This is a genomic window from Pseudomonas sp. SK2 (assembly GCF_016772395.1).
GTDB classification, from domain to species: domain Bacteria; phylum Pseudomonadota; class Gammaproteobacteria; order Pseudomonadales; family Pseudomonadaceae; genus Aquipseudomonas; species Aquipseudomonas taiwanensis.
The window spans coordinates 3080586-3104258 of record NZ_CP061944.1 but is presented as its reverse complement, the minus strand read 5'-3'; the positions used below and the strand labels follow the sequence as shown (position 1 = coordinate 3104258).

General features: G+C 62.4%; 23 protein-coding genes. 13 read left to right on the top strand and 10 right to left on the bottom strand.

Going from position 1 to position 23673, the window contains the following annotated elements:
- Nucleotides 1-23 precede the first annotated feature (23 nt).
- Nucleotides 24-1865, bottom strand: a complete 1842-nt coding sequence (ftsH, locus tag IF103_RS13840; RefSeq protein ID WP_186598186.1) for an ATP-dependent zinc metalloprotease FtsH — start codon at nt 1863-1865, stop codon at nt 24-26.
- A gap of 27 nt (nt 1866-1892) precedes the next feature.
- Nucleotides 1893-2540, bottom strand: a complete 648-nt coding sequence (locus tag IF103_RS13835; RefSeq protein ID WP_023380977.1) for a BON domain-containing protein — start codon at nt 2538-2540, stop codon at nt 1893-1895.
- 197 nt (nt 2541-2737) lie between these two features.
- Here IF103_RS13835 and IF103_RS13830 point away from each other — a divergent pair, with 197 nt between their 5' ends.
- The 4 genes from IF103_RS13830 to IF103_RS13815 all read left to right on the top strand — a co-directional run bounded on the left by IF103_RS13830 (nt 2738) and on the right by IF103_RS13815 (nt 7929).
- Nucleotides 2738-2992, top strand: coding sequence for an Lpp/OprI family alanine-zipper lipoprotein (locus IF103_RS13830; RefSeq protein WP_041925689.1), 255 nt, complete (start codon nt 2738-2740; stop codon nt 2990-2992).
- Nucleotides 2993-2997: 5 nt separating this feature from the next.
- The gene (locus IF103_RS13825) at nt 2998-5280 is read left to right on the top strand and encodes a heavy metal translocating P-type ATPase (protein WP_027906736.1); all 2283 of its coding nucleotides are present in this window, start codon (nt 2998-3000) and stop codon (nt 5278-5280) included.
- A 110-nt stretch (nt 5281-5390) separates the two neighbouring features.
- A complete protein-coding gene (groL, locus tag IF103_RS13820) occupies nt 5391-7010 on the top strand; it encodes a chaperonin GroEL (protein ID WP_023380974.1) in 1620 nt (539 codons plus the stop codon).
- 28 nt (nt 7011-7038) lie between these two features.
- The gene (locus IF103_RS13815) at nt 7039-7929 is read left to right on the top strand and encodes a universal stress protein (protein ID WP_202675408.1); all 891 of its coding nucleotides are present in this window, start codon (nt 7039-7041) and stop codon (nt 7927-7929) included.
- Between the two features lie 15 nt (nt 7930-7944).
- On the opposite strand, the gene IF103_RS13810 is transcribed toward IF103_RS13815, so the two are convergent.
- Complete coding sequence (locus IF103_RS13810) at nt 7945-8904, bottom strand: ribose-phosphate diphosphokinase (protein ID WP_202675407.1); 960 nt, start codon at nt 8902-8904, stop codon at nt 7945-7947.
- A gap of 155 nt (nt 8905-9059) precedes the next feature.
- Here IF103_RS13810 and IF103_RS13805 point away from each other — a divergent pair, with 155 nt between their 5' ends.
- Nucleotides 9060-9551, top strand: a complete 492-nt coding sequence (locus IF103_RS13805) for a BCAM0308 family protein (RefSeq protein ID WP_023380971.1) — start codon at nt 9060-9062, stop codon at nt 9549-9551.
- A 55-nt stretch (nt 9552-9606) separates the two neighbouring features.
- Here the strand turns inward: IF103_RS13805 and IF103_RS13800 are convergent, their stop codons facing one another.
- The gene (locus tag IF103_RS13800) at nt 9607-10596 is read right to left on the bottom strand and encodes a universal stress protein (RefSeq protein WP_041925688.1); all 990 of its coding nucleotides are present in this window, start codon (nt 10594-10596) and stop codon (nt 9607-9609) included.
- Nucleotides 10597-10664: 68 nt separating this feature from the next.
- Here IF103_RS13800 and IF103_RS13795 point away from each other — a divergent pair, with 68 nt between their 5' ends.
- A complete protein-coding gene (locus IF103_RS13795; RefSeq protein ID WP_104881634.1) occupies nt 10665-11555 on the top strand; it encodes a universal stress protein in 891 nt (296 codons plus the stop codon).
- A 1-nt stretch (nt 11556) separates the two neighbouring features.
- On the opposite strand, the gene IF103_RS13790 is transcribed toward IF103_RS13795, so the two are convergent.
- Nucleotides 11557-12129 (bottom strand): phosphoribosyltransferase family protein, encoded by a 573-nt coding sequence (locus tag IF103_RS13790; RefSeq protein WP_023380966.1) that lies wholly within the window; start codon nt 12127-12129, stop codon nt 11557-11559.
- Between the two features lie 271 nt (nt 12130-12400).
- Here IF103_RS13790 and IF103_RS13785 point away from each other — a divergent pair, with 271 nt between their 5' ends.
- From IF103_RS13785 to IF103_RS13775, 3 genes are read left to right on the top strand one after another with little or no spacing between them, the layout of a single operon-like run.
- On the top strand, nt 12401-13594 hold the full coding sequence (locus tag IF103_RS13785) for a cation:proton antiporter (RefSeq protein WP_027906732.1): 1194 nt from the start codon (nt 12401-12403) through the stop codon (nt 13592-13594).
- 55 nt (nt 13595-13649) lie between these two features.
- Nucleotides 13650-14981 carry a putrescine-ornithine antiporter gene (gene potE / locus IF103_RS13780; RefSeq protein WP_023380964.1) on the top strand — a complete coding sequence of 444 codons (1332 nt, stop codon included), beginning with the start codon at nt 13650-13652 and terminating at the stop codon, nt 14979-14981.
- Nucleotides 14978-15892: a transporter substrate-binding domain-containing protein gene (locus IF103_RS13775; RefSeq protein WP_104881636.1), complete on the top strand. Its 915-nt coding sequence runs from the start codon at nt 14978-14980 to the stop codon at nt 15890-15892. The genes potE and IF103_RS13775 overlap by 4 nt, the downstream gene beginning before the upstream one ends.
- Here IF103_RS13775 and IF103_RS13770 read toward each other — a convergent pair.
- Both IF103_RS13770 and IF103_RS13765 read right to left on the bottom strand, forming a co-directional pair.
- A complete protein-coding gene (locus tag IF103_RS13770; protein WP_023380961.1) occupies nt 15889-16920 on the bottom strand; it encodes a hypothetical protein in 1032 nt (343 codons plus the stop codon). The two genes, IF103_RS13775 and IF103_RS13770, sit on opposite strands and share 4 nt — an antisense overlap.
- 138 nt (nt 16921-17058) lie before the next feature.
- Nucleotides 17059-18477 carry a DUF2252 domain-containing protein gene (locus tag IF103_RS13765; protein WP_049818691.1) on the bottom strand — a complete coding sequence of 473 codons (1419 nt, stop codon included), beginning with the start codon at nt 18475-18477 and terminating at the stop codon, nt 17059-17061.
- Nucleotides 18478-18717: 240 nt separating this feature from the next.
- Here IF103_RS13765 and IF103_RS13760 point away from each other — a divergent pair, with 240 nt between their 5' ends.
- Nucleotides 18718-19155: a YeeE/YedE family protein gene (locus IF103_RS13760; RefSeq protein WP_104881638.1), complete on the top strand. Its 438-nt coding sequence runs from the start codon at nt 18718-18720 to the stop codon at nt 19153-19155.
- Between the two features lies 1 nt (nt 19156).
- Nucleotides 19157-19579, top strand: a complete 423-nt coding sequence (locus IF103_RS13755) for a DUF6691 family protein (protein WP_023380956.1) — start codon at nt 19157-19159, stop codon at nt 19577-19579.
- A gap of 45 nt (nt 19580-19624) precedes the next feature.
- Here IF103_RS13755 and arsJ read toward each other — a convergent pair whose 3' ends face one another.
- The 3 genes from arsJ to IF103_RS13740 form a co-directional block, all read right to left on the bottom strand.
- A complete protein-coding gene (arsJ, locus tag IF103_RS13750; protein WP_023380954.1) occupies nt 19625-20857 on the bottom strand; it encodes an organoarsenical effux MFS transporter ArsJ in 1233 nt (410 codons plus the stop codon).
- A 9-nt stretch (nt 20858-20866) separates the two neighbouring features.
- The gene (locus tag IF103_RS13745; RefSeq protein ID WP_202675406.1) at nt 20867-21871 is read right to left on the bottom strand and encodes an ArsJ-associated glyceraldehyde-3-phosphate dehydrogenase; all 1005 of its coding nucleotides are present in this window, start codon (nt 21869-21871) and stop codon (nt 20867-20869) included.
- Nucleotides 21872-22001: 130 nt separating this feature from the next.
- A complete protein-coding gene (locus tag IF103_RS13740; protein WP_023380951.1) occupies nt 22002-22358 on the bottom strand; it encodes a metalloregulator ArsR/SmtB family transcription factor in 357 nt (118 codons plus the stop codon).
- Nucleotides 22359-22553: 195 nt separating this feature from the next.
- Between IF103_RS13740 and IF103_RS13735 the strand changes: the two genes are divergently transcribed.
- Together IF103_RS13735 and IF103_RS13730 are read left to right on the top strand one after the other, a co-directional pair.
- The gene (locus IF103_RS13735) at nt 22554-23093 is read left to right on the top strand and encodes a chalcone isomerase family protein (protein WP_202675405.1); all 540 of its coding nucleotides are present in this window, start codon (nt 22554-22556) and stop codon (nt 23091-23093) included.
- Complete coding sequence (locus IF103_RS13730; protein ID WP_371919393.1) at nt 23090-23638, top strand: DUF3833 domain-containing protein; 549 nt, start codon at nt 23090-23092, stop codon at nt 23636-23638. The genes IF103_RS13735 and IF103_RS13730 overlap by 4 nt, the downstream gene beginning before the upstream one ends.
- Nucleotides 23639-23673 lie beyond the last annotated feature (35 nt).

Genomic DNA, 23673 nt, shown 5'->3' with positions numbered 1-23673 from the left:
GGTACTCGGATTGGATCGGTCTGTCATTTGGCCGCATCGACCAGATTATAGGTGGCAGGCTCCTTGGCCAGGGGCAGCAGCGCGGGGAATTCTTCCGGGGTGATGGTTTCCTTGGCCAATAACAGGCGTGCCCCAGCGTCCAGGTCGGAACGTCGCTGTTCGAGCAACGTCCGGGCACGGGCGTAGGCTTCCTCCAGCAAGCCGCGAATACCCAGGTCGATTTCCCTTGCGGTCTGCTCCGAGTAGTCCTTGCGCTCCTGGCGCAACAACGATTCGCCCAGGTAGCTGGCCTGCTGCCGCTCCAGCACTGCCTGGCCCAGCTCCGTGCTCATGCCGAAGCGGGTAATCAGCTGGCGGGCGATGTCGGTGGCGCGTCCCAAGTCGTCAGCGGCTCCGGTGGACACCTGGCCGAATACCAGGCTTTCGGCGGCCCGCCCGGCCATCAGTACGACGATCCGGTCGCGCAGCATCTGCGCGCTGATCAGGTAGCGGTCATCGGTCGGCCGTTGCAGCGTGAACCCCAGCGAGCCAGCGGCTCTGGGGATGATCGACACTTTGTGCACCGGGTCCATCGCCGGCAGGCTGCTTGCCGCGAGTGCGTGGCCCATTTCATGGTACGCCACAACCTGGCGTTCATCGTCGCGCAGCACGTTGCCCTTGCGCTCCACGCCTGCCACCAGGCGTTCGACGGCAGCGGTGAAGTCCTGCAGCTCAACCCATTGGCTGGCGCGCCGGGTGGCGACGATGGCGGCTTCGTTCACCAGGTTGGCCAGGTCGGCGCCGGTCAGGCCAGGGGTGATCTCGGCAATGCGTTCCAAGTCCAGGTCGTTCTTGTAGACGATCTTGTGCAGGTGCACCTTAAGGATCGCCAGGCGGCCCTTGCGGTCGGGGCGGTCGATCAGGATCTGCCGGTCGAAGCGTCCGGCGCGCAGCAGCGCCGGGTCCAGTATCTCAGGGCGATTGGTCGCTGCCAGCAGCACGACACCTTCGCGTGGATCGAAGCCATCGAGCTCGGCCAGCAGTTGATTGAGGGTCTGTTCCTTCTCGTCGTTGCCGCCCAGGCTGCCGATACCACGCATCTTGCCCAGGGCGTCCAGTTCGTCGATGAAGATGATGCAGGGCGCTGCGCGCCGGGCCTGGTCGAACAGGTCGCGCACCCGCGCCGCGCCCACGCCGACGAACATCTCGACGAACTCCGACCCGGAGATCGAGAAAAACGGTACCGCCGCCTCTCCGGCGATGGCCTTGGCGACCAGGGTCTTGCCGGTGCCAGGGGGGCCGACCAGCAACGTGCCCTTGGGCACATGCGCCCCCAGGCGGGCATAGAACGCTTGGTTCTTGAGAAAGGACACCACTTCGGTGAGCTCGCCCTTGACGTCGTCTATGCCCGCCACATCGGCGAAGGTGACCTTGGTATCGCGCTCGACATAGACGCGCGCACGTGACTTGCCCACGCTCATCAACCCGCCCAACCCCTGTTTGTCGGTCACGCCACGAAACAGGAAGAACCACAGCGCCAGCATCATCATCAGCGGCATCAGCCAACCCACCAGGCTCGTCAGGTTGCTGTCCTCGGCTACCCCAGTGAAGGTAACGCCCGTACGGCCCAATTGCTCGCTCAACTGCGGGTCGACCCGCACCGTGGAGAACACCGAACGCCCGGCGATCGGTTCCTGCAATGTGCCCAGGATGCGGTCATGTTCGATCCGCAGCTCACTGACCTTTTGCTGTTCGAGCAATTGCAGGAACTGGCTATAGGAGATGGTCTGAACGGCCGCTCGGTTGAACAGGCCGAACTGGATGGCGGCGAGCACGGCCAGGCCGATTGCCAGCAGGTATAGCGTCCAGGGCTGATCTTTGTTCATGACCGTCTCTCCTGGTGGGCCGCCGGGCTAGGCGATCAACAGGTAGTCTTCAACCTTGCTTACGCCAGGCACTGCCCAGGCAGCGCGCTCGACCACTTCCCGTTCACGAAGCAAGTGCACCTTGCCTTCCAGCCGGACCACACCGCCGTTGACGGTAATGCGGATGCCCTCGGCCTGGATCTCTGCGCTGCGCTTGAGGGCCTGTTCGATGCGATGGCGGATATCGCTGGCATTGGCCCGCGCCTTTAAGGTGATGCGATTGTGCACGCCGACCACGCCCGACAGACGCCAAACCGCTTGCTCGATCACTTCCTTCTGGTATTGCCAGTCCAGTTCGCCTTCCAAGGTCACCGTGCCTTTGTGAACGGTGACCTTGATGCCCTCGACATTGGCATCCGAGCTCCAGGCGATGATCTTCAGGGCGCGGCTGGCAATGGTATCGTCCGCAGTACCTTCGAGCTTGTTCAGTCGGACTTCGATTTCCTCGGCCAGCCCACGCACGCCTTTCATGGCTTTGACGGTGCGCTCGGCACTGATCTTCTGGGCATAACTGCTGACGTGGCCGGACAGTGTGACCACGCCATCCTGCACCGTCACACCGATGCTGGCGGCATTGATGTCAGGTTGAAACGCCAACTCTTCAAGCACCAGGTCGCGCAAATCAAGGTCGTTCATGATGGTCTCCGCTATCCATTGGAAAGGTGGGCCGAGATGCCCTCAGCCCATGTTTCTACCCTCCAGCGGTACCACGCGATTGACAAAGGTCAAAACCGGCGCGCTACCGTACGCCTGGCGAGATTGATAAATGTCAGGCTGCGGTGAGTGCCGGTGCCGATACTAGGGGTGTCTTGAGCATGCGCGAGGGCACCACCATGCAACGCTATCTGCTTGCCGGCTTGTCCAGCCTGCTGCTGGTATTGGTTTGGGGATGCACGCCATGGCACGCTGAGCAATACGACGCACGGCTGGAGTCGGCCGAGAACAACGCGGCGACCGCGCGCTTGCGGGCCGACCAGGTGTGCTACCGCATCGATATGGTCGAGCAGACCGCCAACGAGGCGTTGCGCAGAGCGACACAGGCCCAGGAACAGGTCCAGCAGTTGCTCCAGCAGGCCAAACGCAAGTAACGGCCATGTCACGTCGATGGCTGGACCCAAGCCTGTTGCTGGTCTGCGTCCTGTCCCTGCTGTTGGGCGGGCTGGTCTATGCCGCGCAACAGCCGGTTTGGGCGGCGTTGATCTGGGCCGGCGGCAGCGCGCTCATGGCAGTGGTGCTGGCGGTGGAAATGGTCCAGCGCCTGGCCAGGCGTGAGGCGGGCATCGACCTGATCGCGCTGATGTCGATTGGCGCGGCCCTGGCCCTGGAGCAAATGCTGGTGGGCGCCGTGGTTGCGCTGATGCTGGCCACGGGGCGTGCCTTGGAGACGCTCAGCCTGCGTCACGCCGAGCGCGAATTGCGCGCACTGATCGACCGGGCGCCACAGCGGGCCTGGATTCAGGAGCAGGAGGGCTTGCGTGAGGTGCCGGTCGACGCAGTCCGCGCTGGCCACCGCGTCCTGGTGCGCCTGGGCGAAATCGTGCCAGTGGACGGGTACTTGCAGTCTGAGCAGGCGACTCTGGACGAAGCTGCGCTGACCGGCGAATCGTTGCCCGTCACCCGCCATGCCGGTGAGCCGGTGGCCAGTGGCGTGACCAACACAGGCGCGCCGCTGCTCCTGTTGGCCACCCGTACCGCAGCGCAAAGCACTTACGCGGGCATCGTGCGACTGGCCGAAGCGGCACGTCAGTCACGGGCACCGTTCGTGCGCCTGGCCGACCGCTACGCACTGGCGCTGATCCCGTTGACATTGCTGATGGCTGCGCTGGCGTGGTGGGCCAGTGGCGATGTGCAGCGGGTGCTCGCCGTGCTGGTGGTCGCCACGCCTTGCCCGCTGATACTGGCTGTGCCGATTGCCATCATTTCAGGCATTTCGAGGGCTGCACGGCGCAACATACTGGTGCGTGACGGCGAGGTGCTCGAAGCCCTCGCCGGCGTGCGCCAGGTGTTCCTCGACAAGACCGGGACCTTGACCAGTGGCCATGCCCAGTTGCAGTCGATCGAGGTGAGGGGGCAGGGCGCGCCCTTGCAGATGCTGCAGCTGGCCGCTTCGTTGGCCCAGTCATCGACCCATCCGATTGCCCAGGCCATTGTTCATGCTGCCCGATTGCGCAACGTGACGCTGACCGCCGCCCAGCAGGTGGAGGAAAGCCCCGGCCAGGGGCTCGCCGGGGTTGTGCACGGCAAGGCTGTACGCTTGGGTGCCCTGGCCTATGTGCAGCAGGAGAAAGACGATGGGCACTGGGCACAGGAGCGTTTGCAGCAACTGGACTACTTGGCCAACAGCGGCAGTTTCGTGGCGGTTGACGGTGAGTTGAAAGCGGTACTGCGGCTGGCCGATGACCTGCGCCGGGAAACCCCCCAGACACTGCGACGCCTGCGGGCGCGAGGGATCGACAAGGTGGTCATGCTCACCGGTGACCGCCCGGAAACCGCGGAAATGGTCGCGCTGGCGGCGGGTATCGACGAGCTTCGCTCAGGGCTCTCGCCAGAAGACAAAATTCGCCTGGTGCAGGAGGGCTGCCGTACGGCCCCCTCGCTGATGGTCGGCGACGGCATCAACGACGCACCGGCATTGGCGGCGGCCGATGTCGGGGTTGCCATGGGGGCTTCTGGCGTGACGGCCTCCGCCCAGGCGGCCGGTGTGGTGTTGCTGGTCGATCGGCTCGATCGCTTGGTCGAGGCCCTGGATATCGCCCGGCATGCCGTGTACATCGCCCGGCAGGGAGTATGGGTGGGGATGAGCCTGTCGTTGCTGGCGATGGTGGTTGCAGCCGCCGGCTACCTGCCGGCATTGCTGGGGGCGGTGTTGCAGGAAGGTATCGACCTGTTGATCATCGTCAACGCCTTGCGTGCGCTAGGCCCCTTGACGGCCAGGCAACGCAGCGGGCTTGCCGTCGAGGACCTGGATCGGTTGCAGGACGAGCATCGGCAACTCGACGGGTTGCTGACGGAACTGAGCCAGATGGCCTGCGACTTCGCCAAGCGTCCCATCGAGCAGGCGCGGGCTGACCTCGGCAGGCTGGTCACCGGGCTGCATGACCTTCTGGAGCGCCACGAGCGCGATGACGAGCGTCGTCTGTACCCGCTGCTGAGCCGCTTCATGCCCGGCGAAGACCCGTTGTCGGCGATGAGCCATACCCACCGGGAAATTTTCCGCCTCATCCATCTTCTGTCCTGCATGAACCACGATTTCAGTCAGGCGGCAGCGAGCCCGAGCGCAGATGACATCCAGCACCAGCTGATACGCCTGGACACCTTGGCAAAGTTGCACTTCGACCAGGAAGAGGCCCTTTACCGGTACCTGGATCAACGCTGAGCGCAGCGTTCAGCGCCTTGTAGGGTTGATAAAAATCAAGCACCCAATGTGGTGGAGCGGGATGCTGGCAGCAGCTGTTTCATGCCCTAGCCTACACGGGAGGCAATACCATGCCCCACAGCAAAATGCTGTTCCGCTCTGCAGCGCGGGAGAAAATTCTCAGTGGCGCCACCCAGCTCGCCGATGCCGTGCGCGTTACGCTAGGGCCCAAATCGAAATCGGTGCTGATGCAGAGCAGTTGGGGTAAGCCGACCGTCTGCAACGATGGAGTCACCATCGCCAAACGGGTCGATCTGCAGGACCCAGAGGAAAATCTTGGCGCCCAGATGCTGCGCCAGGCGGCCGAACGCACCGGTGAAGCGGTGGGGGATGGCACCAGTACCGCGACAGTGCTCGCCCACGCGATCCTGGCCGACGGCGTGCGCAACGTGGTGGCCGGGGCCAGCGCCATCGACCTCAAGCGAGGCCTGGACAGAGGGCTGGCGTTGGTCATGACATCGCTGCTGGCGCAGTCACGCCAGGTCAGCACTGCCAAGGAAAAAGCCCAGGTGGCGACGTTATCGGCGCACAACGACCCGTTGATTGGCCAGTTGGTCGCGGATGCCCTGGAGAAGGTCGGCGTGGAAGGCGTGGTCAGCGTGGAGGAATCCAAGACCACCGAAACCGTGGTCGAAATCATGGATGGCATGCGCTTCGACCGGGGCTATGTGTCGCCTTACTTCGTCACCGACACCGAGAAGATGCAGGTCGAGCTGACCGATGCTTGTGTCTTGCTGTGCGATCACAAGATCGGCGCACTCAACGATCTGCTGCCCCTGCTGGAACAAGTGGCGAAAAGCGGTCAGCCGCTGGTGGTGATCGCCGAAGACATCGACGGCGAGGCCTTGACCACGCTGGTGGTCAACCAGATCCGCGGCGTGCTGCGAGCGGTGGCCGTGAAGGCTCCTGGGTATGGCGACCGGCGCAAGGAAATGCTCCAGGACATCGCGGTGCTCACGGGGGCGACCCTGGTGTCGGCGGAGCTTGGCATCAATCTCGATCAGTTGCAGTTGTCCCAGCTCGGCCAGGTGCACCGTGCGGTGGTGTTGAAAGACAGTACGGCGTTGATCGGTGGCAAGGGCACCCAGCAAGCGGTGGCTACCCGCGTTGCGCAGATCCGCGCCCAGATCGAGGCCAGCACCAGCGATTACGACCGGGAAAAACTGCATGAACGCCTGGCCAGGCTTGCGGGTGGTGTGGCAGTGATCCGCGTCGGGGCACCGTCCGAAGCGGAGATGAAAGCGCGCAAGGACGCGTTGGATGATGCCCTGGCCGCCACCCGCGCGGCCATCGCCGAAGGCATGGTGCCTGGCGGTGGCCTGGCTTTGCTCAAGGCGGTGCCTGCGTTGCTCGCTGAAGAGGCGGGCAGCGAAGGTGATATACGCACCGGCTTGCAGATACTGCGCCGTGCGCTGGAGGCCCCAGCGCGGATGATTGCCGAAAATTCCGCGGTGGACGCGGGCGTGGTGGTGGCACGCATGCTCGCCGAAACGGGCAGCATCGGGTTCGACGCGGCGGCCAACACCTACGTCGACCTGTACGAGGCCGGCATCATCGACCCCACCAAAGTGGTACGCATCGCCCTCGAGAACGCAGTCTCAGTCGCCAGCATCCTGCTGCTGACCGAGGCAACCATGACCGATATCCCGGAAAAGACAGCACCTTTGATGCAACCCCCATTGCCTGAGTGATCAGGCGAACCGATCGTCGGAGGCTACCATGAGCCACTATCAACGCCTGTTGCTGATCCTGCGCCCTGCATTGCGCCAGTCCTGTGCCTTGGAACAGGCGGCCGCCCTGGCCAGGTCAAGTTCGGCCAGCCTGCACATCGTGGGTTTGCTGGAATCGCTGGACAAGCTCAGGTTCCTGGAGACAGGTGACCATCAGAGCGAGCGGCAGGCTTACCTGCAATCCCAGCAGGCGCAGCTCGAAGCGCAGGCCCAGGTGCTGCGGGCATCGGGTGTGCAAGTGACGACGGAAGTCGCCTGGAGCAGCGATCTGCAGGCGGATATTCTCGAACATGCCCTGGAGATGCAGCCGGATGTACTGCTCAAGCAGGTCGAGCGCGAACCGGTGCTCAAGCGGGCCTTCTTTACCCCATTGGACTGGCAGTTGCTGCGGCATTGCCCGATCCCGGTCTACCTATTGGGCGCAGCCAGACCGGCCTTGCCTCGCCAGATCGTCGCGGCGGTAGACGTGGCCGATCCATCGCCCGAGGGCCAGGCGCGCAATGACAGCATCGTCCAGCAGGCCAATGCGCTCGCGTTGCAGACCGGCGCGCAACTGGACCTGCTGTTCGCGTGCGACCTGACCATGGCCTACATGGGCGACATGGGATATGGCGCCTGGGCCATTGACGACGTCGGCGAGTCCCTGCGCCAGGCACTGGAGGAGGATTTCAAGGCGGTGGCTGACCGCTATGGCGCTCCGGCCGAGCGCAGGCACTTCATACTGGGCCGCCCGGTCGCGGTGCTGAGCGAATACGTCGAAACCCATCCGGTGGACGTGATCGTCATGGGCAGGCCGCTCGCCCGGGGACTGGACCGACTGTTCGGCAGCACCACGGAGCATGTGTTGTACCAGATTCCCTGCAATATCCTGGCGGTGTAAGGCCCGGCGCCGGAGTCATGCGTCCAAGCCCCGGCGGCAGGCAAGCAAGTCGGCAACCAGGGCGCTGGTATCGACGATATCCAGCTGTTCCAGACATCGCACGGGTAGGCGAAAGGGCGAGATGCTGTCGGTCACCAGTACTCGTTCGAACGCACAGCTGTCGAACAGCTCGCCACCTGTAGTGAACAGGCCATGGGTGGCTGCGGCCAGTATGCGGGTGGCGCCGGCCTGCCGGCAGGCGTGGGCAGCGCGGAGCAGCGTCTGCCCCGTGCTGATCAGGTCGTCGAACACGATGACGGTGCTGCCTGCCACATTGCCAACCAGATGTTCGCCGCTCAGGCCCGTCGGCTGGCGATGCTTTTCCATCATGGCCACCGAAACCGGGCGCGCCAGCAGGTCCGCCAGGACCTGGCGAAACTGCTCGGCGCGTTTGATACCACCGATATCCGGCGAGACGACCGTGACAGCCTCTTCTCCGAGCAGCGGGGCCAGGTGTTGGGCGAATAGCTGGGTGCATTGCAGGTTCCAGCTCGGGATTCGGTAGGCGTTGTCGAAGGCGCTGGGGTTGTGTACGTCCAGCGCGACCACGCGGTCGATGCCGCAGCTTTCCATCAGCCGGGCTACATGGCGGGTAATGGTCGCGTCCTGAAACTCCACCTTGCGGTCCTTGCGGCCATAACACAGGTAAGGCGTGACAGCTGTCACCTGGCGGGCACCGGCGTCCTTGAGCGCACCACAGAAGAACAGCAAGCGGCACAGCTTGTCGTGCGCGCTGTGGTGCGCGTCACCAAAGAGCGAATGGAAGACGATGACCGATCGACCGTCGACCGACTCGGCAGGCCAGCATTTGTGTTCTCCATCCTCGTAGTCGCGCTCTTCATGCGCAGACAGCTTCCAGCCCAATCGTTGCGCCACGGCATGACCATAGGCCTGGCTGCCTTGCACGGCGAACAGTAACGGTGGTGTGTCATTCATGCCCTGCGCTCCAGAGGTCGTTCACAGCAACATAAGCGGCATGCCACTGCGCGGTTTGACGATTATCAAGTCGAGCATAGCCAGCGGGCGGACACTGGGCATGTCAGAGCATGCAATGGCCTGCGCCCCCTACACCCTGCACGGAGAGTACGCCAATGGACAAATACCAGAAAAGCCACAAGGACAAACTGTTCAAGCCGCATCCGTTCGACCCCTATGCCACGGCGCATCGTCCTGCTGGCAGTGCGCGTTGTCCGCAATGTGGCGCTGCCTACCATGGAGGCGAGTGGCACGCCCATGGGGCGACGGGGCCTGGGCCGGTTGAGTCGATCGTCTGCCCGGCATGCCGGCGCATCGAAGACCGTGCCGCTGCCGGACAAGTGCGGGTGTCGGGCCGTTTTCTGGCAGCGCATGAAGAGGAGATTCGCAAACTCATGCACAACGTGGAGCAACAGGAAAGGCAGACGCATGTTCTTGAGCGCTTGATCGCGATCGACTACCAGCAGGGCCAACTGGTGGCAACCACCACTGGCACGCACCTGGCCAACCGCATCGGTCATGAACTGGAGGCCGCCTACGATGGCGCGTGCAGCTACCGCTATAGCGACAGCGATGTGTACTTGAGTGTCGATTGGCATCGAGACTGAGGTCGCCTGGCCTGGTTTCACTCCAGGGAGGAGGTGAAACCAGGCGAGCGATCGTTCAACCGTGGATCGCCAGAATGCTGGAGTGAACCTTGTACAGGGTTTGCTCGGTGGTACTTCCGACCACCTTGCTCACCCCCTCATGGTACAGCGTGCCCATCACCACCACATCGAAGCCATGCTGGTTGGCGTATTCGCTGACCACGTTACGGGCAGCGCCTCTCACCAGGTGCAGATGATCTGGCTTGATGCCGTAGCGGCCGCCGAACGCTGCCATGCGCTCGCGCGCACGACCCGACATTTCCTCGACCAGTTTGTCAGTCCAGGCGACGGGGGCGGCGGCATAGGCAACGAAGCTTGCACTGGGTTCATAGGCCTGCAGCAGATGCAGTTGCGCCTTGCATCGCTGTGCCAGGGCCTGTGCCGATTGCAGGATGTGGTCGTTGAGCTTGTCGATCACAGGGTCGTGCTCGACCAGATCGACGGCGACAAGTATGCGCGCTGGCAAGTTGGTCTGCGCCTGGGCCACCAAGTGCAGCGGGATCGGGCAACGGCGCAGCAGTTGCCAGTCCAAAGGCGTGAGCAGTGCACGGCTCAAGGCGGTTTCGTGCTTGATGTCCTTGATCACCATCTCTACCCGGTGCAACTGGGCCAGCCGGATCAAGTCCTTGAGCGGGTCTTCATCGTCCAGTGTCTCGGCGTAGGCGCTGATGCCCAGTTCGCCCAGCGCCTTCACCTGGTCGGCCAGCCAAGCCTTGCGGTGCTCGGCGTCCTGCTTGCGGGCATTGGCGCGCAGCACTTGGTCCAGGGTGGCCAGACGTGAGGGGAGTTGGCTGAGCACCACCAGGTGCAAGGTGGCGCCAGTCGTGCTGGCCAGCGCCTGGGCACGCGTCAGGGCAGGCGAGGGGTGCAGGTCTGGATGGCAGATCAGTAGCAGTCGCGAGTAAGCATTCATGATGGCCTCCACGGCGATGGCAGCCTCGATGAAGGCCCACCGGTTCAGGCCAAGGGTGACGCAGTGGGGCTTGATGGCCTTGATATTTATCAAGATTGGCTGACCGCCAGCTTCGATAATGACAGCGGTGCGGCACCCCCATTCGCGCCAGGAGGTGGCTGATGAGCCTGTACCGTCGGATGCTTCTGGTCATGACCCAGGTCCAGGTCGATGCAGCGTTGCGTCGGGCCCTGGGATTGGCTCAAGCGTCAGGTGCCTCGCTGCATGTACTGGGCATCCATACGCCTGCCGAACGTGGCGTGCCCGATCAAGGGCGGCAAGCTGCCCAACCGTCAGCCGCATTCGCGCATTTCGCTTCCGGGCTCAAGGCATTGCTCGATGAGCAGGCGCCCACAGGGTTGCACATCACCTTCGAAGCGCTGGAAACCGCCACGGCGGGTGATCTCCTACCGGCATGCATCGCGCGTTGTGCGCCTGACTTGGTGATCAAGGGGCTTTCCGCCAGTCCGGTACGTGGCCTGATCGACAAGTACTCGGTTGACCGTGCGTTGCTGCATACGTGTCAGGTGCCTTTGCAACTGGTGCCTGCCGAGGCCCCGGCCATGCCCGCGAGCATATTGGTCGCCGTGGATGTGGCCAAGGCGGACCTTGCGCAGCAAGCGCTGAACCATGCGCTGGTGGAGGCAGGTCGACAACTGGGTAGCGCATGCAACGGCCAGGTCCATTTACTGTCGGCGTACGACCTGCCCATGGCTATGCTGGCCAATCCCGACCTTGCAGCGCCCTGGGCGGAGCAAGTGCGCGAGTCGCTCCAGGCACCGTTCGATGAGCTGGCCGATATCCATGGCATTGTCCATGCGCAGCGCTACTTCATCGAAGGTGCGCCGCTGCGCGTGATCCAGTCTCTGGTCGCCACGCTGAAGATCGACGTGGTGGTGGTCGGCGTGGTGCAGCCCAGGCGCTGGGCCAAGCTGATCGGCGACACCACCGAACGGCTCCTCAACCATGCGCCGTGCAGCCTTCTGACGGTCCGGTCCGCGTCCGCGGATTGATTCAGGCGGTGTCGCCAGCTCGGCCGTGGCGAACCACTTCCACGCTGAAATCCGCCTCGAAAGGTGGCACATGACATTCGACGATGTCCTGCTCGGCGACCTGCAGGTGTATACCCACGATCTGCGCATGCACGGGTTGGTGACAGACGTGACGGTCAACGAGCACCGCGCTGAATACCCGTCGCGCGCCAAGCTCAGCCAGGTAGGCGCAGGTACGCAGCAGGGAGTGCCCTTCGTACAGCACGTCATCGACCACCAGCAAGGTGGTATCGGCCAGATCCAGTTTGGCCAACTCAGGGTTCTCGGTAAGCTGCGTATAGGCATGCAGGATGCTGAGGTCGTCGGCGTAGCGCTTGACCTTGATCGGGTAGAGTGGCAATGGCGCCGCCCCGGTCAGTCGGTGCAAGTGCAGTTGCAGGCGGCGCGCCAAAGGCTCCCCTCGGCGTTGAATCCCCACCAGCACCGTGGGTTGGGCAGTCATGAACGCCAGGGCCTGCTGCGCCATGCTACGCAGCACGCTGTCGAGGTCTTGTTCGTCATACAGGCGAGCGCGTGAGGGGGCGGGGCGGTTCATGATTGTTTTCCGTGGTCGGCCAAGGGTCATTGGCAACCTATACCGCTGCCACCTGCTCGACTTGATAAAAGCCAAGCACAGGTCATTTCCACGATGATCCCCGCGGTCGCTGGCGAGGGCCTTGGGGCAGGCACCACCTGATGCACAGCGGTCTTGCAGGTTTATTACCTCAACTGTTGACCTAGGATAACTTGCGCCGCCTTTTGGATCGTGGCGCCACGAACGCAGTGGTAGCGTATTCATACAGTCGTGGCGATCACGGTGGGTTGTCATGTATCAGAATCTGGCTGTCCTGGCTGCCTTGCTGGTGCTGTACGCCAACCTGGCCGGCGCGCTCGAATCCAAACCTATCAATGGCCCCCTGTTGTTCTTGCTGGCGGGGCTGGTGGCAGGCCCCGCTGGGCTTGGGGTGCTGAACCTTTCCCTGGATCGTCATGATCTTCGGCTGCTGGCCGAGCTTACCCTGGCGATCGTACTGTTCAGCGATGCTGCCCAAGCTGATCTGGCTCAATTGCGCCTTCACCGTAGCCTGCCACTGCGTCTGCTGACGATTGGCTTGCCGCTGACCCTGGTCGCCGGTTGGCTTGCTGCGTGGCTGATGTTTCCACGCATGCCCTGGCTGGAAATGGCCCTGTTGTCGACGATCCTGGCGCCCACCGATGCCGCCCTTGGCAAGGCAGTGGTGAGTAACCCCCTGGTGCCGGCCAATGTGCGTGAAAGCCTGAACGTCGAAAGCGGACTGAATGACGGCATCTGCGTGCCGGTTCTGCTCTTGCTGCTGGCATTGCTGATGGAAAGTCGCTCGACGATGCCCTTTGCCCTGGCGGGATACTTCTTGCTGGAGGAGTTGGGCATTGGCGTACTGACGGGGGCAGTGCTGGCGCTGGTGGTGGGAGGGCTGCTGCGTCTTTCCCAACGCCGCTGCCTGCAAATGGACTCTTGGCAACAACTGGTGATGCCCGCCCTGGCGTTGCTGAGCTTCGCCAGCGCCCAGGCAATGGGCGGTAGCGGCTTTATCGCAGCGTTCTGTGCAGGTGTGTTGACCGGTTACCTGTTCAATCGGGAAACGCAGCCGCTGCTTAAGACCGGCGAATCCTGCGGTGAAGCACTTTCGCTGCTGACCTGGGTGGTGTTCGGTGCCTACGTAGCGCCCAAGGCCTCGCAAATCCTGTCGCCCTCGGTATGGTTCTATGCACTGCTGAGCCTGTCGCTGGTGCGTATGGTGCCTGTCTGGGTGAGTCTGGCCGGCAGCGAGCTGGCTGCCGAGAGCCGTCTGTTCATTGGCTGGTTCGGACCGCGTGGTCTAGCGTCTATCGTCTTCGCCGTGCTGGTACTCGATGCGCCGCTGCAAGAGGGCAGCACGATCATCGCCACGACCATCGCCTGCGTCGTGCTCAGCGTGATATTGCATGGCATAAGCGCTGCACCCGGTGCCCGGCGGTTGGGGCGCAGGGCTCGAAAGTGAAGGCGTGGCACATGAGCGATCGGTTCTTCGACAGGCTTTCGCGGAGGTGGCAGCCATGCGTGATAAAGCAAAGAAAATGGGCCTGGTCGGACTGACGACACTGGTCACTGTGAATATGATGGGTTCGGGCATCATCATGCTGCCGGCAAGCATGGCGCAGATCGGCGCCGTCTCGCTGCTGTCCTGGGTGATTACGGCCATCGGCTCGATGGCTATCGCCTACTGTTTCGCCCAATGCGGCATCTACTGCACGCAATCGGGCGGCATGTCTGCCTACAGTGAACAAGCCCATGGCAAGTCTGCTTTCTTTCTGTGCTCCTACCTTTACTTCCTGTCGCTGATGATTGGCAATGTAGCCATCGCCATTTCTGCCGTTGGCTACCTCACGCCTTTCATTCCCTGGCTTGGAACTGGTGGTGGGCCGCTATTGGTTGGAGCGGTGACGTTGATCTGGTTTACCACCTTGTCCAACCTGGGGGGAGCCGAAGTTACCGGTCGTATTGGCGCTGTCAGCGTGTGGGGCGTCATCGTCCCGGTTGCCGGTTTAAGCCTGATCGGGTGGCACTGGTTCAGCCCCGCGACCTTCCAGGATGCCTGGAACCCGGGTCAAATGCCGGTCGCCCAGGCCATTACCAACAGTATTCCGCTGACCTTGTGGGCGTTCCTGGGCATGGAATCGGCTGCGCAGAACTCCGACGCGGTGGAAAACCCCAAGCGCAATGTGCCTCTGGCGTGCTTGCTCGGCACCCTTGGCGCAGCGGTGATCTACATTCTTTCGACCAGTGTCATCCAGGGCATCGTGCCGAACCCGGAACTTGCAAACGCCAGCGCGCCCTTCGCCCTGGTCTATGCGCAGATGTTCAATGACGCTGTCGGCAATGTCATCATGGCCTTGGCGGTAATCGCCTGTGTGGGTTCGTTGCTCGGCTGGCAATTCACCTTGGCTGAAACCGCCAGAGTGACTGCCGGGCAGGGGCTTTTCCCAACGCTGTTCACGCGCACCACGGCACGTGGTGTGCCATTGATAGGCATGCTGACCTGCGCCGTGCTGCAGAGCCTCATTGCCCTGTCGACGCTCTCGCCCAATGCCAGCGCCCAGTTCAGCAAACTGGTCAACCTGGCTGCCGTGACCAACATCATTCCCTACATCACCTCGCTGACCGGGCTGTTGGTGATCATGTACAAGGCCCAGGTTCAGGCAGCCATTTTTCGCCGTAACAGCGCGGTCATGGTGGTCGCGGTGTGCTATTGCTTCTACGCACTGTACGCCTCGGGCCTGGAAGCCGTATTCGGTGCCGCTCTGATCATGGCGCTGGGCTACCTGCTGTTCGGTTTCATTGCCAAGCGTTTCGTCAAGGCGTTGGACATGATCGGAGGTGCGCCATGAAGCGTTCATTGAAAGCGACCGGTTGGTGTCTTGCCAGTTTGCTGTTGTGCGCGGTAGCAGACAGCACTGTCGCCGCTGCGGACGTATTGAGCAGGTTAAGGCAAGGGCAGGTGCTCAATCTCGGATTCGTGGAGGGGTTCGCTCCCTTCTCATCTGGCAGCGAACAGGCACCGGAGGGGTACTCCATCGACCTTTGCCAGGCAGTCGTCGCACGCCTTCGGGAGTCGCCCGGGCTCGCGGGCTTGCAGGTACGCTGGCGCTCCCTGGCAGAGCCGCAGGCTGTTCGCACCGTGGGTGACGGGCAGGTCGACCTGCTCTGTACACCGATGGTGGAAACCCTATCCAGAAGGGGCACCTTGGACTTTTCCATCGCGGTCTTTACTTCCGGCCTTGCGGCTCTGGTCAGGCGTGATGCACCGAATACCTTGCTCGGCCCCCTCAGCGGTGGCGCGCAGGACACCAGCCCGCGCTGGCGCGCGACGATCAACGCGGGGTTGAGCAAGCACAGCTTTGCCGTCCTGCGTGGCACCTTGAGCAGTCGCTGGGCCCATGAGCGGATCCGCCAGCTTGGTTTGCAATCCACGCTCCAGGAAGTGTCGACGTACGCGGAAGGGGTGCAGCGGGTGGTCGACCGCAAGGTCGACGCGCTCCTGGGAGACAGGGTGGTCCTGCTGGCCTATCAGGCCCGGCAAGCTGAGCGCGACCAGCTGTGGGTTCCGGATCACTTGTTCGTCATGAGCCGGGTGGCGTTGTCGATGCCAAGAGGAGACGACGATTTCCGTTTGTTGGTGGATACCGCCTTGAGCCAGGCACTTTCGGGCCCACAAGGCGAGGCCCTGTTCGTTCGCCATCTAGGTCCCCTGTCCGCGCAGGATCGTTTGCTGCAAAGCCTGTATCCGCTGCCTGACTAGTTGGCGGGGATCGTGATGACCGGTGTTTCCGGGGCTACGCCAGTTTCGGCGAGGGACAAGAGCACGAGAATGAAGAGGAACTCGGATTTGGACTTCAGGTCGCGATCGTCTATCCAGAACCAGTGATCGCGGTAGTGCACGGCGGCATAGGCATTGTCTGGCTTTCGCTCGCTTGAATGGATACGCACCAGTGGCGTGTCCCATTCGTTGGAAACCTTGGGAAGGGCGGGTTCGGGGTTTGCCCGACCCTCTTGCACATGGATGGGCGGGGCTTCGATGGTGGCGGCGATCTCCGAGAAGATCTCCGACATCGAACGTGTCAGCAAGGCCACCTCGGTATCGTCCCTCTGCACCGAGCCGAAGGTGAGTTTCAGTATCTCCGCGTCGGGTCGAAGGTGCAGCGACTGGCGCACCAGTCGGCGATCGGTTTCGACGATTTCCGACCGGGTGTCGGCGATCAGCAGCAGTTCACTGTCAGTCCCGGCACGTTGGCTGATTCGCATGCCCAGCTTTTCTGAACGCTGAATCCGCCGAAGCGCATCCAGCACCGCATAGAACTCTGGGTCTGCTGCACGCAGCCGAGACGGGGAGGTTGACCTGTTGTACAAGCCGTTTGCGGCACGCGTGGTCAGGTGCAGCACACGATCGACCGGATAGCCCGCCTGGACGAGCGAGAATATAGCCGCTGGCGAAAGGGGCGTGAGCAGGTAACGGGAGAAGCGTTCGCCGGACAACGGTGTGTAGCTGATGGTAGGGCGATCTGTGTAGAGGCCTGAAGCGCCCAAGGTCTGGTTGTTACCCTCAGCGGGCGAACCGCTGAACCAACTGGCGCTGAGGTTCACCTGACTTTGGATGGCCGTGGAACTGATCACCGATGACACCTCCAAATAGACGGGGGCATCGGCGTAACGCAACTTGACGATGTTCAACAGGGTCTGTTCTTTCCAGGTCGTGGCTATGACGGTCGCGTAATCGCTTCTGTCGCGCTCGATGGTGGAGGGACCGAGGGTTGAACAGGCGGTCAGCATCAGTATGGTCGCGACGAGAACGGCCCAGTGGAAACGAGACGATCTTGAACGCGCTGGGGGAAAACGAGGGTCATGCATCTTCTTGAATCCAGATGAATGCAGTTAGGTCACCCCCCATGGCATAGGCCATGGCAGTGCTCAATCGTCTTCCTCGCGAAGTGCCTTGATCCTGCCCTTTTTCTCGGCATTGACCAGCGCCGCGTAGTCCATGGCATTTTGCTTGGCATAAGCCAGTGCGAACTTGCCAAGGGCTTGATCGAAGGCGTCCGACTTGCCGAGATATCCACTGATCAGCGCTGCGTCCCCTGACTTGGCATGCGCCCGCGCCAACGTCATGCCACACACCTGCGCATACATGTTCATCTGCTCGAAGGTCGCACCTTCCACTGGCAATGACATCTTCATATCGCGTAGCTGTCGGACGAAAAACTGCCGGCCCTTGGTGCTTTCGGTCCAGCCCAGAAAAATGTCGCTGGCGGATTGCGAAAGGCGCTGGCCGGTAACCACTCGCTGACCTTGATTGGCAAACTCGCTTTTGCCGGCATAGGGCGCCAGCACGGACGGGCAGGCTTCCTTGAATTGCAGCAGCAGCGGATGGTTTTCGGCCGAAAAGAACAAGCCGACGAAGCAGAACGTGCCCACGCTGCCAATGCCCACGGCTTTCACTGCGAAGTCCTCCAGGCGATAGCGGTCGTAGAGCACTCTGCGCTCGGGTAGCAATGAACGGCGGTAATCCTCAAGTGCAAGCTTCACGCGCTTGGCGAAACCGGCTTCTTGGATATGGAACAGGATCGGAGGCTGGTCGACCAGGCGTCGCCTACCGCCCACTTCATCGCTGATCTGGGGATACAGGTAGTCCCCGATCCGCGTTCTGGCCCTGGCCATCAATGCTTCGCGCGCCTTGCGGTATTTCTCGTTGGGGGCCATGTCGATGATGGCCTGAGCGTCCAGGCGGTCGTACCAGACGTCAAGCGGGCTCATATCCGACAATTCACGCATGCGCTTGCGGTAGGCCTCCACGCAGGCCATGGCCAATTGTCCGGCCTCTTTGTCGTTCAGCCGATTGTCTTGGGCGGCGACGGCAAAGCTGACTGCCAACCGTTTGATGTCCCATTCCCACGGCGCGGGAAGTGTCTCGTCGAAGTCGTTGATATCGAAGATCAGGTTACGTTCGGGGGTGGCGAACAAGCCAAAGTTGAGCAGGTGGCAATCGCCGCAGGCTTGGACGTGTACGCCGGTACAAGGCAGCGTGGCGAGGTCGCGTGCCATCAGGCCGGCCGAGCCACGCAAGAAGGTGAATGGGCTGCGCAGCATTCGCCCATAACGGACAGGCACCAGTGCCGGATGGCGGTCACGGTTGGACAGTTCGAGCAAACCGACGGGATCACGCTGCCTGGGCTTGGATTTCCACGTTGCATGAGCCGCCCGCGGAACGACGTCTCGCAGACGTTTACCGGCCTCCAGTCTCTCCTTGCGCGAATGGAAATTCTTTTCTTCACGGATGTCGTCTTTCACCTTGGACAACCGCTTGGTCGAATGCTTCTTGAAGTCAGCCATGTCGGCACCTTTGTTGAGCAAAGGTCATGCGCAAAGGGTGGGCCCGAACGACAATGGAACTCATCGGTGCTGAACTGGCAATGCAGCAACGAGGATTACCGGTCAGCCTCTGAAAAGCGTAGCAGTAATTCACCTATCCCCAAGCCACGGCGGGCTGCCGCAGACTCGGATTTCAACCCTGCTGGCCCAGGGCTAGAATAAGGGCATGCTCACCCCTTTCTCTTGAGTTGGAGCGTTGCGATGCTTGTTAACATGAATGCCTTCACGCCATGGTCGGCGCTCGGAGGAGGCGTGCTGATTGGTCTGGCCGCAGGGCTGTTCGCTGCAGCCAACGGGCGGATAGCCGGTATCAGTGGGTTGCTGGCTTCGATGTTGCAGCGGTCAGGGGAGGGGCGTGGCGACAAAGCTGCGTTCCTGCTGGGCATCATTGCTGCACCGCTGCTGTGGCAGGTGTTCGTGTCGCTTCCCGCCGTGGAGTTCACCCGTGCACCCTGGGTTCTCATGGTCGCAGGGCTGCTGGTCGGCCTGGGCACTCGCTACGGCGGCGGCTGCACCAGCGGTCACGGGGTGTGTGGCCTGTCGCGGCTGTCACCCCGTTCGGCAGTGGCGACGCTGTGCTTCATGGCGGCCGGGTTCGCCACCGTGTTCGTCGCTCGGCATCTTCTGGCGGGCGTGTGACATGACGCGGATCACTGGTTTCATCGCAGGGTTGCTGTTCGGGTTGGGCTTGTTGCTGTCCGGCATGGCGAATCCCGCCAAGGTGCTTGGCTTTCTCGACCTGGCCGGGCAGTGGGATCCTTCGCTTGCATTGGTCATGGTCGGTGCCATTGGCGCAGCGTTGGTGCCGATGGCCTGGGCGCGCCGACAGTCGGTGGCGCTGTTGGGGGGCACGATGCAGTTGCCCACCCGGCGTGACATCGACCGTCGCCTGGTAGGCGGAAGCCTGCTGTTCGGCATTGGTTGGGGGCTGGCTGGCGTATGCCCGGGCCCTGCGCTGGTGCTGTTGCCGGGTGGTTATTGGCAGGCCTGGCTGTTCGTGGCAGCCATGTTGCTGGGCATGCTGGTGTTCAATGGCATCGAAGCGATTCGCGCCCGTCGGTAGTACCCGAACAGCGCAGGCCCCACAGCCTGCGCTGTTCGGCGCCGCTCAGTCGTGCTGTCGTACCCGGTTGCCGTGCCTTGGCAATCCGACCGAGATGAGTGCCGCAGCCAGGACGAAAACGCTGGAAACCCACAAGCAGGCCTCCAGGCCATAGGCCTGGAATACCCAACCCGAAAGCAGCGTGCCCATCAGCCGTCCCAGGGCGTTGGACATGTAGTAGAAGCCCACGTCCAGGGAAACGCCATCCTCCTTGGCATAGCTCACGATCAAATAGCTGTGCAGCGATGAGTTCACCGCGAACAGCACGCCGAACAACATCAGCCCGCCCAGTAGCACGATCTGGGCCGAGCCACCGGCTGTGAGGCCCAGTGCCATGAGCAGGGGCAGCCCGGCCAGGGCGATGGCCCAGGTGAAGGCGGCTCGGCCGTCGGGCACATGGCCTTGCTTCTTGCCGGTGAGGTAAGGGGCGAACGACTGGACGATGCCGTAGCCGATGACCCAGGCGGCCAGAAAACCGCCGACCATCCAGAAGTCCCAGCCGAAAGTGGCGCTCAGATAGACCGGCAACGCCACCACGAACCACACGTCGCGGGCCCCGAACAGGAACAGCCGTGCAGCCGAGAGGATGTTGATCGCCCGGCTCTTGGACAGCATGTCGCGGAACTTCGGTTTGGCCTTGGCCTTGCCAAGGTCTTTTTTCAGCAGGAGCAAACTGCCGATCCAAACCGCTGCCAACACGGCCGCCATGGACAGCACCGCGTGGGTGAAACCAAGCAGCGCGAGCAGCGCTCCACCGAGGAAGAAGCCCACGCCTTTGAGCGCGTTCTTCGAGCCGGTGAGGATGGCCACCCACTGGTAGAGGGTGCCTTGCTGGCTGTCCGGCACCAACAGCTTGATCGAACTTTTGGCGCTCATCTTGTTGAGGTCCTTGGCGATGCCGGACAGCGCCTGGGCAGCCATCACCCAGGGCACCGTCAGCCCGGCCGCCGGGACCGTCAGCATCATCAAGGCCACGACTTGCATGCCCAGGCCGATGTTCATGGTGCGATTGAGCCCCAGGCGTGCGCCAAGATAGCCCCCCGTCAGGTTGGTGATCACGCCGAACACCTCATAGAACAGGAACAACGCCGCGATCTGCAGCGGCGTATAGCCCAGTGCATGGAAGTGCAGGACCACCAGCATGCGTAACGCGCCGTCGGTGAGCGTGAAGGCCCAGTAATTGCCGGTCACCAGCAGGTATTGACGCACGTCCCCGGACAGGGCTGACAACGCCTTCATGATCGTTGTCTACTCCGCCATGCCGACGAGTCGGGCCAGTTCTGCTGCACGGTTGGCATAGCCCCATTCGTTGTCGTACCAGGCGTAGATCTTCACCTGGGTACCGTTGACCACCAGCGTGGACAGCGCGTCGATGATCGAGGAGCGTGGATCGGTGCGGTAGTCGATGGACACCAATGGCCGTTCTTCATAGCCCAGGATGCCCTTCAACCCACCTTCGGCAGCCGCTTTGAGCAGGGCATTGACCTCTTCGGCGGTGGTCGCGCGTTGAACCTCGAACACACAGTCGGTCAGCGAGGCATTGGCCAGCGGGACACGCACGGCGTGACCATTGAGCTTGCCGCGCAGCTCAGGGAAGATTTCCGCGATCGCAGTGGCCGAGCCGGTGGTGGTGGGGATCAGGCTCATGCCTGAGGCCCGGGCGCGACGCAAGTCCTTGTGTGGCGTATCGAGGATGCTTTGGGTATTGGTCAGGTCGTGGATGGTGGTGATCGAACCGTGGCGGATGCCCAGGTGCTGATGAATTACCTGGACCACCGGAGCTAGGCAATTGGTGGTGCAGGAAGCAGCGGTGACGATGCGGTGCAGGGCCGGGTCGAACACGTGCTGGTTGACACCCATCACCACGTTAAGCGCGCCCTTTTCCTTGACTGGCGCACACACCACCACGCGTTTGACGCCCTGATCCAGATAGGCCTGGAGCACGGCCACCGACTTCATCTTGCCGCTGGCCTCGATCACCAGGTCGCAGTCGGACCAGTCGGTTTCTGCAAGGGTTTTGTTCGCGCTGACCTTGATGCGCTTGCCATCGATTACCACCAAGTCGCCGTCTGCGCTGGCTTCGCGGTGCCAGCGGCCGTGGACCGAGTCGAAGTTGACCAGATGGGCGTGTGTCTTGGCGTCGCCGGCTGGGTCGTTGATCCGGACGAATTCGAACTCTGGCCATTCCCAGGATGCGCGCAGCGCCAGGCGGCCGATACGTCCGAATCCGTTGATGCCTACTTTGATTGCCATGTCGTTGTACTCAGGTTGTGCTCAGAGAGCGCTCATAGGGGTAGGGGGGCAATGGCCGCTCGATGACCGATGCGGCGGACGTCGGTCTTGTTCAGGGTGAAGGCGAAGGAGGTTCTTCCATCCGATGGCATCAGCAGCAGTTGGCGACGCGCCGTGGGCGATCCCCCATGGCGTCCAGCCGATCGGCAGTGCGACTCAGCCATTCGCGATTGGCCTCGAGGGTGATTGCCAGTACCTCTCGCACCCAGGCGGGCAGCGCTGGATGCAGGCGGTAATAGACCCATTGGCCTTGCCGGCGGTCCTCCAGCAGGTCACAGGTGCGCAGTTGCGCCAGATGGCGGGAAACCTTGGGTTGGCTTTGTTCCAGTGCGCAGGTCAGCTCACAGACGCAGAGCTCTTGCTCGCGGGCGATCAGCAGCATCATCCGGATGCGATTCTCATCGGCGAGGCATTTGAAAACCTGGAGGGGTGACAGCGGGTCAGTCATGGCGTGTCTCGGTGGCTGGGTTTCACTGCCAGCCCGCAGGGGTGCACTGAGCGTATATGATTTTCCGAATATACGATTTTCCGGATGTATTGCAAGTCGGACGTGAGGGCAGGTTTCGTCAGAAGCTGTACATCCCCTTCATAAAGTTGTACAAATGTATCTTCTTGTACAGGATTGAGTGAGCTGGAGGTCAGCATGACGCACGCTGCGCGTTGGACCTGCCTGTGGTTCCTGTTGATCTGCCTGCAAGCGGCAGCAGCTGACTGGCGGACAGCGCTGCCCACGGCACAGCGACTGGGCAGCGGTGAGTTCACCTGGTTCGGGTTGCGTGTCTACAGCGCCAGGCTTTGGACCGACGGACCTGTACAGGATTGGCGACAGCCCTTTGCGCTGGAGCTGCTCTACCACCGACCGATTTCCCGCGAAACTCTGGTCCAGGCCAGCATGGATGAGATTCGCCGACTGAACACGGGGGCCGTGACGCCGGAGCAAATCGCTGCATGGGCCGAGCTGATTCAAACGGCATTCGTGGATGTGCGCCCTGGAATGCGCATCACCGGTTTGTACTTGCCGGGTGAGGGATGCCGCTTCTATGTCGACGGCACGCTCCACCGGGAAATCGCCGACCCGGCCTTTGCGCGGGCGTTCTTTGCGATATGGCTCGACCCTCGGGCCAGAGACCCTCGACTGCGCCTGCGCTTGCTGGGGCAGGTTAGCGACGACGAAGGAGCATGAGCATGTACAGGGCACTGGTGTTGGCGGCCTGCGTTTTATTGGGTAGCTGTGGCAATGTTGGCGTCGAGCGCTACGCCTCGGAGCAGCCGAAATTAGACCTGGCGGGTTTCTTCTCGCAGCCGGTGCAGGCCTGGGGCATGTTCCAGAAGCGCTCCGGGGAAGTGGTCAAGCGTTTTCACGTGTGCATCGCCAGCCGGCGGGACGGTGAGCGGCTGATCCTCGACGAGCGTTTTCTTTACAGCGATGGCACGCGTCAACGGCGCGTCTGGACCCTCGTGCCAGACGGCCCTGGCCGCTGGCGCGGAACCGCGGCGGACGTGATTGGCGAGGCCCGCGGCGAGGTGGCAGGCAATGCGCTGCGCTGGCGTTACCAGCTGGATCTGCCCGTGGACGGGCGGCACTGGGAGGTCGACCTGGACGACTGGATGTACCTGATGGACGACGACACCCTGATCAATCGCTCGCGCATGAGCAAACTGGGCGTGGAACTCGGGCAGATCACCTTGTTCTTCCGCCGTCTGCCGGAAGGCGCTCCCTGCAACTGAATAAGGGCCTCTGACCATGGCCAGCCAATGGTGAC

Excerpts from the sequence above, each read along its gene's own strand:
- arsJ (WP_023380954.1), bottom strand. The coding sequence starts at position 20,857 with ATGAAGGCGTTGTCAGCCCTGTCCGGGGACGTGCGTCAATACCTGCTG.
- IF103_RS13745 (WP_202675406.1), bottom strand. The coding sequence starts at position 21,871 with ATGGCAATCAAAGTAGGCATCAACGGATTCGGACGTATCGGCCGCCTG.
- IF103_RS13775 (WP_104881636.1), top strand. The coding sequence starts at position 14,978 with ATGAAGCGTTCATTGAAAGCGACCGGTTGGTGTCTTGCCAGTTTGCTG.
- IF103_RS13740 (WP_023380951.1), bottom strand. The coding sequence starts at position 22,358 with ATGACTGACCCGCTGTCACCCCTCCAGGTTTTCAAATGCCTCGCCGAT.
- IF103_RS13825 (WP_027906736.1), top strand. The coding sequence starts at position 2,998 with ATGTCACGTCGATGGCTGGACCCAAGCCTGTTGCTGGTCTGCGTCCTG.
- IF103_RS13755 (WP_023380956.1), top strand. The coding sequence starts at position 19,157 with ATGACGCGGATCACTGGTTTCATCGCAGGGTTGCTGTTCGGGTTGGGC.
- IF103_RS13815 (WP_202675408.1), top strand. The coding sequence starts at position 7,039 with ATGAGCCACTATCAACGCCTGTTGCTGATCCTGCGCCCTGCATTGCGC.
- ftsH (WP_186598186.1), bottom strand. The coding sequence starts at position 1,865 with ATGAACAAAGATCAGCCCTGGACGCTATACCTGCTGGCAATCGGCCTG.
- IF103_RS13770 (WP_023380961.1), bottom strand. The coding sequence starts at position 16,920 with ATGCTGACCGCCTGTTCAACCCTCGGTCCCTCCACCATCGAGCGCGAC.
- potE (WP_023380964.1), top strand. The coding sequence starts at position 13,650 with ATGCGTGATAAAGCAAAGAAAATGGGCCTGGTCGGACTGACGACACTG.
- groL (WP_023380974.1), top strand. The coding sequence starts at position 5,391 with ATGCCCCACAGCAAAATGCTGTTCCGCTCTGCAGCGCGGGAGAAAATT.
- IF103_RS13735 (WP_202675405.1), top strand. The coding sequence starts at position 22,554 with ATGACGCACGCTGCGCGTTGGACCTGCCTGTGGTTCCTGTTGATCTGC.
- IF103_RS13790 (WP_023380966.1), bottom strand. The coding sequence starts at position 12,129 with ATGAACCGCCCCGCCCCCTCACGCGCTCGCCTGTATGACGAACAAGAC.
- IF103_RS13835 (WP_023380977.1), bottom strand. The coding sequence starts at position 2,540 with ATGAACGACCTTGATTTGCGCGACCTGGTGCTTGAAGAGTTGGCGTTT.
- IF103_RS13730 (WP_371919393.1), top strand. The coding sequence starts at position 23,090 with ATGAGCATGTACAGGGCACTGGTGTTGGCGGCCTGCGTTTTATTGGGT.
- IF103_RS13785 (WP_027906732.1), top strand. The coding sequence starts at position 12,401 with ATGTATCAGAATCTGGCTGTCCTGGCTGCCTTGCTGGTGCTGTACGCC.
- IF103_RS13795 (WP_104881634.1), top strand. The coding sequence starts at position 10,665 with ATGAGCCTGTACCGTCGGATGCTTCTGGTCATGACCCAGGTCCAGGTC.
- IF103_RS13760 (WP_104881638.1), top strand. The coding sequence starts at position 18,718 with ATGCTTGTTAACATGAATGCCTTCACGCCATGGTCGGCGCTCGGAGGA.
- IF103_RS13805 (WP_023380971.1), top strand. The coding sequence starts at position 9,060 with ATGGACAAATACCAGAAAAGCCACAAGGACAAACTGTTCAAGCCGCAT.
- IF103_RS13830 (WP_041925689.1), top strand. The coding sequence starts at position 2,738 with ATGCAACGCTATCTGCTTGCCGGCTTGTCCAGCCTGCTGCTGGTATTG.
- IF103_RS13810 (WP_202675407.1), bottom strand. The coding sequence starts at position 8,904 with ATGAATGACACACCACCGTTACTGTTCGCCGTGCAAGGCAGCCAGGCC.
- IF103_RS13765 (WP_049818691.1), bottom strand. The coding sequence starts at position 18,477 with ATGGCTGACTTCAAGAAGCATTCGACCAAGCGGTTGTCCAAGGTGAAA.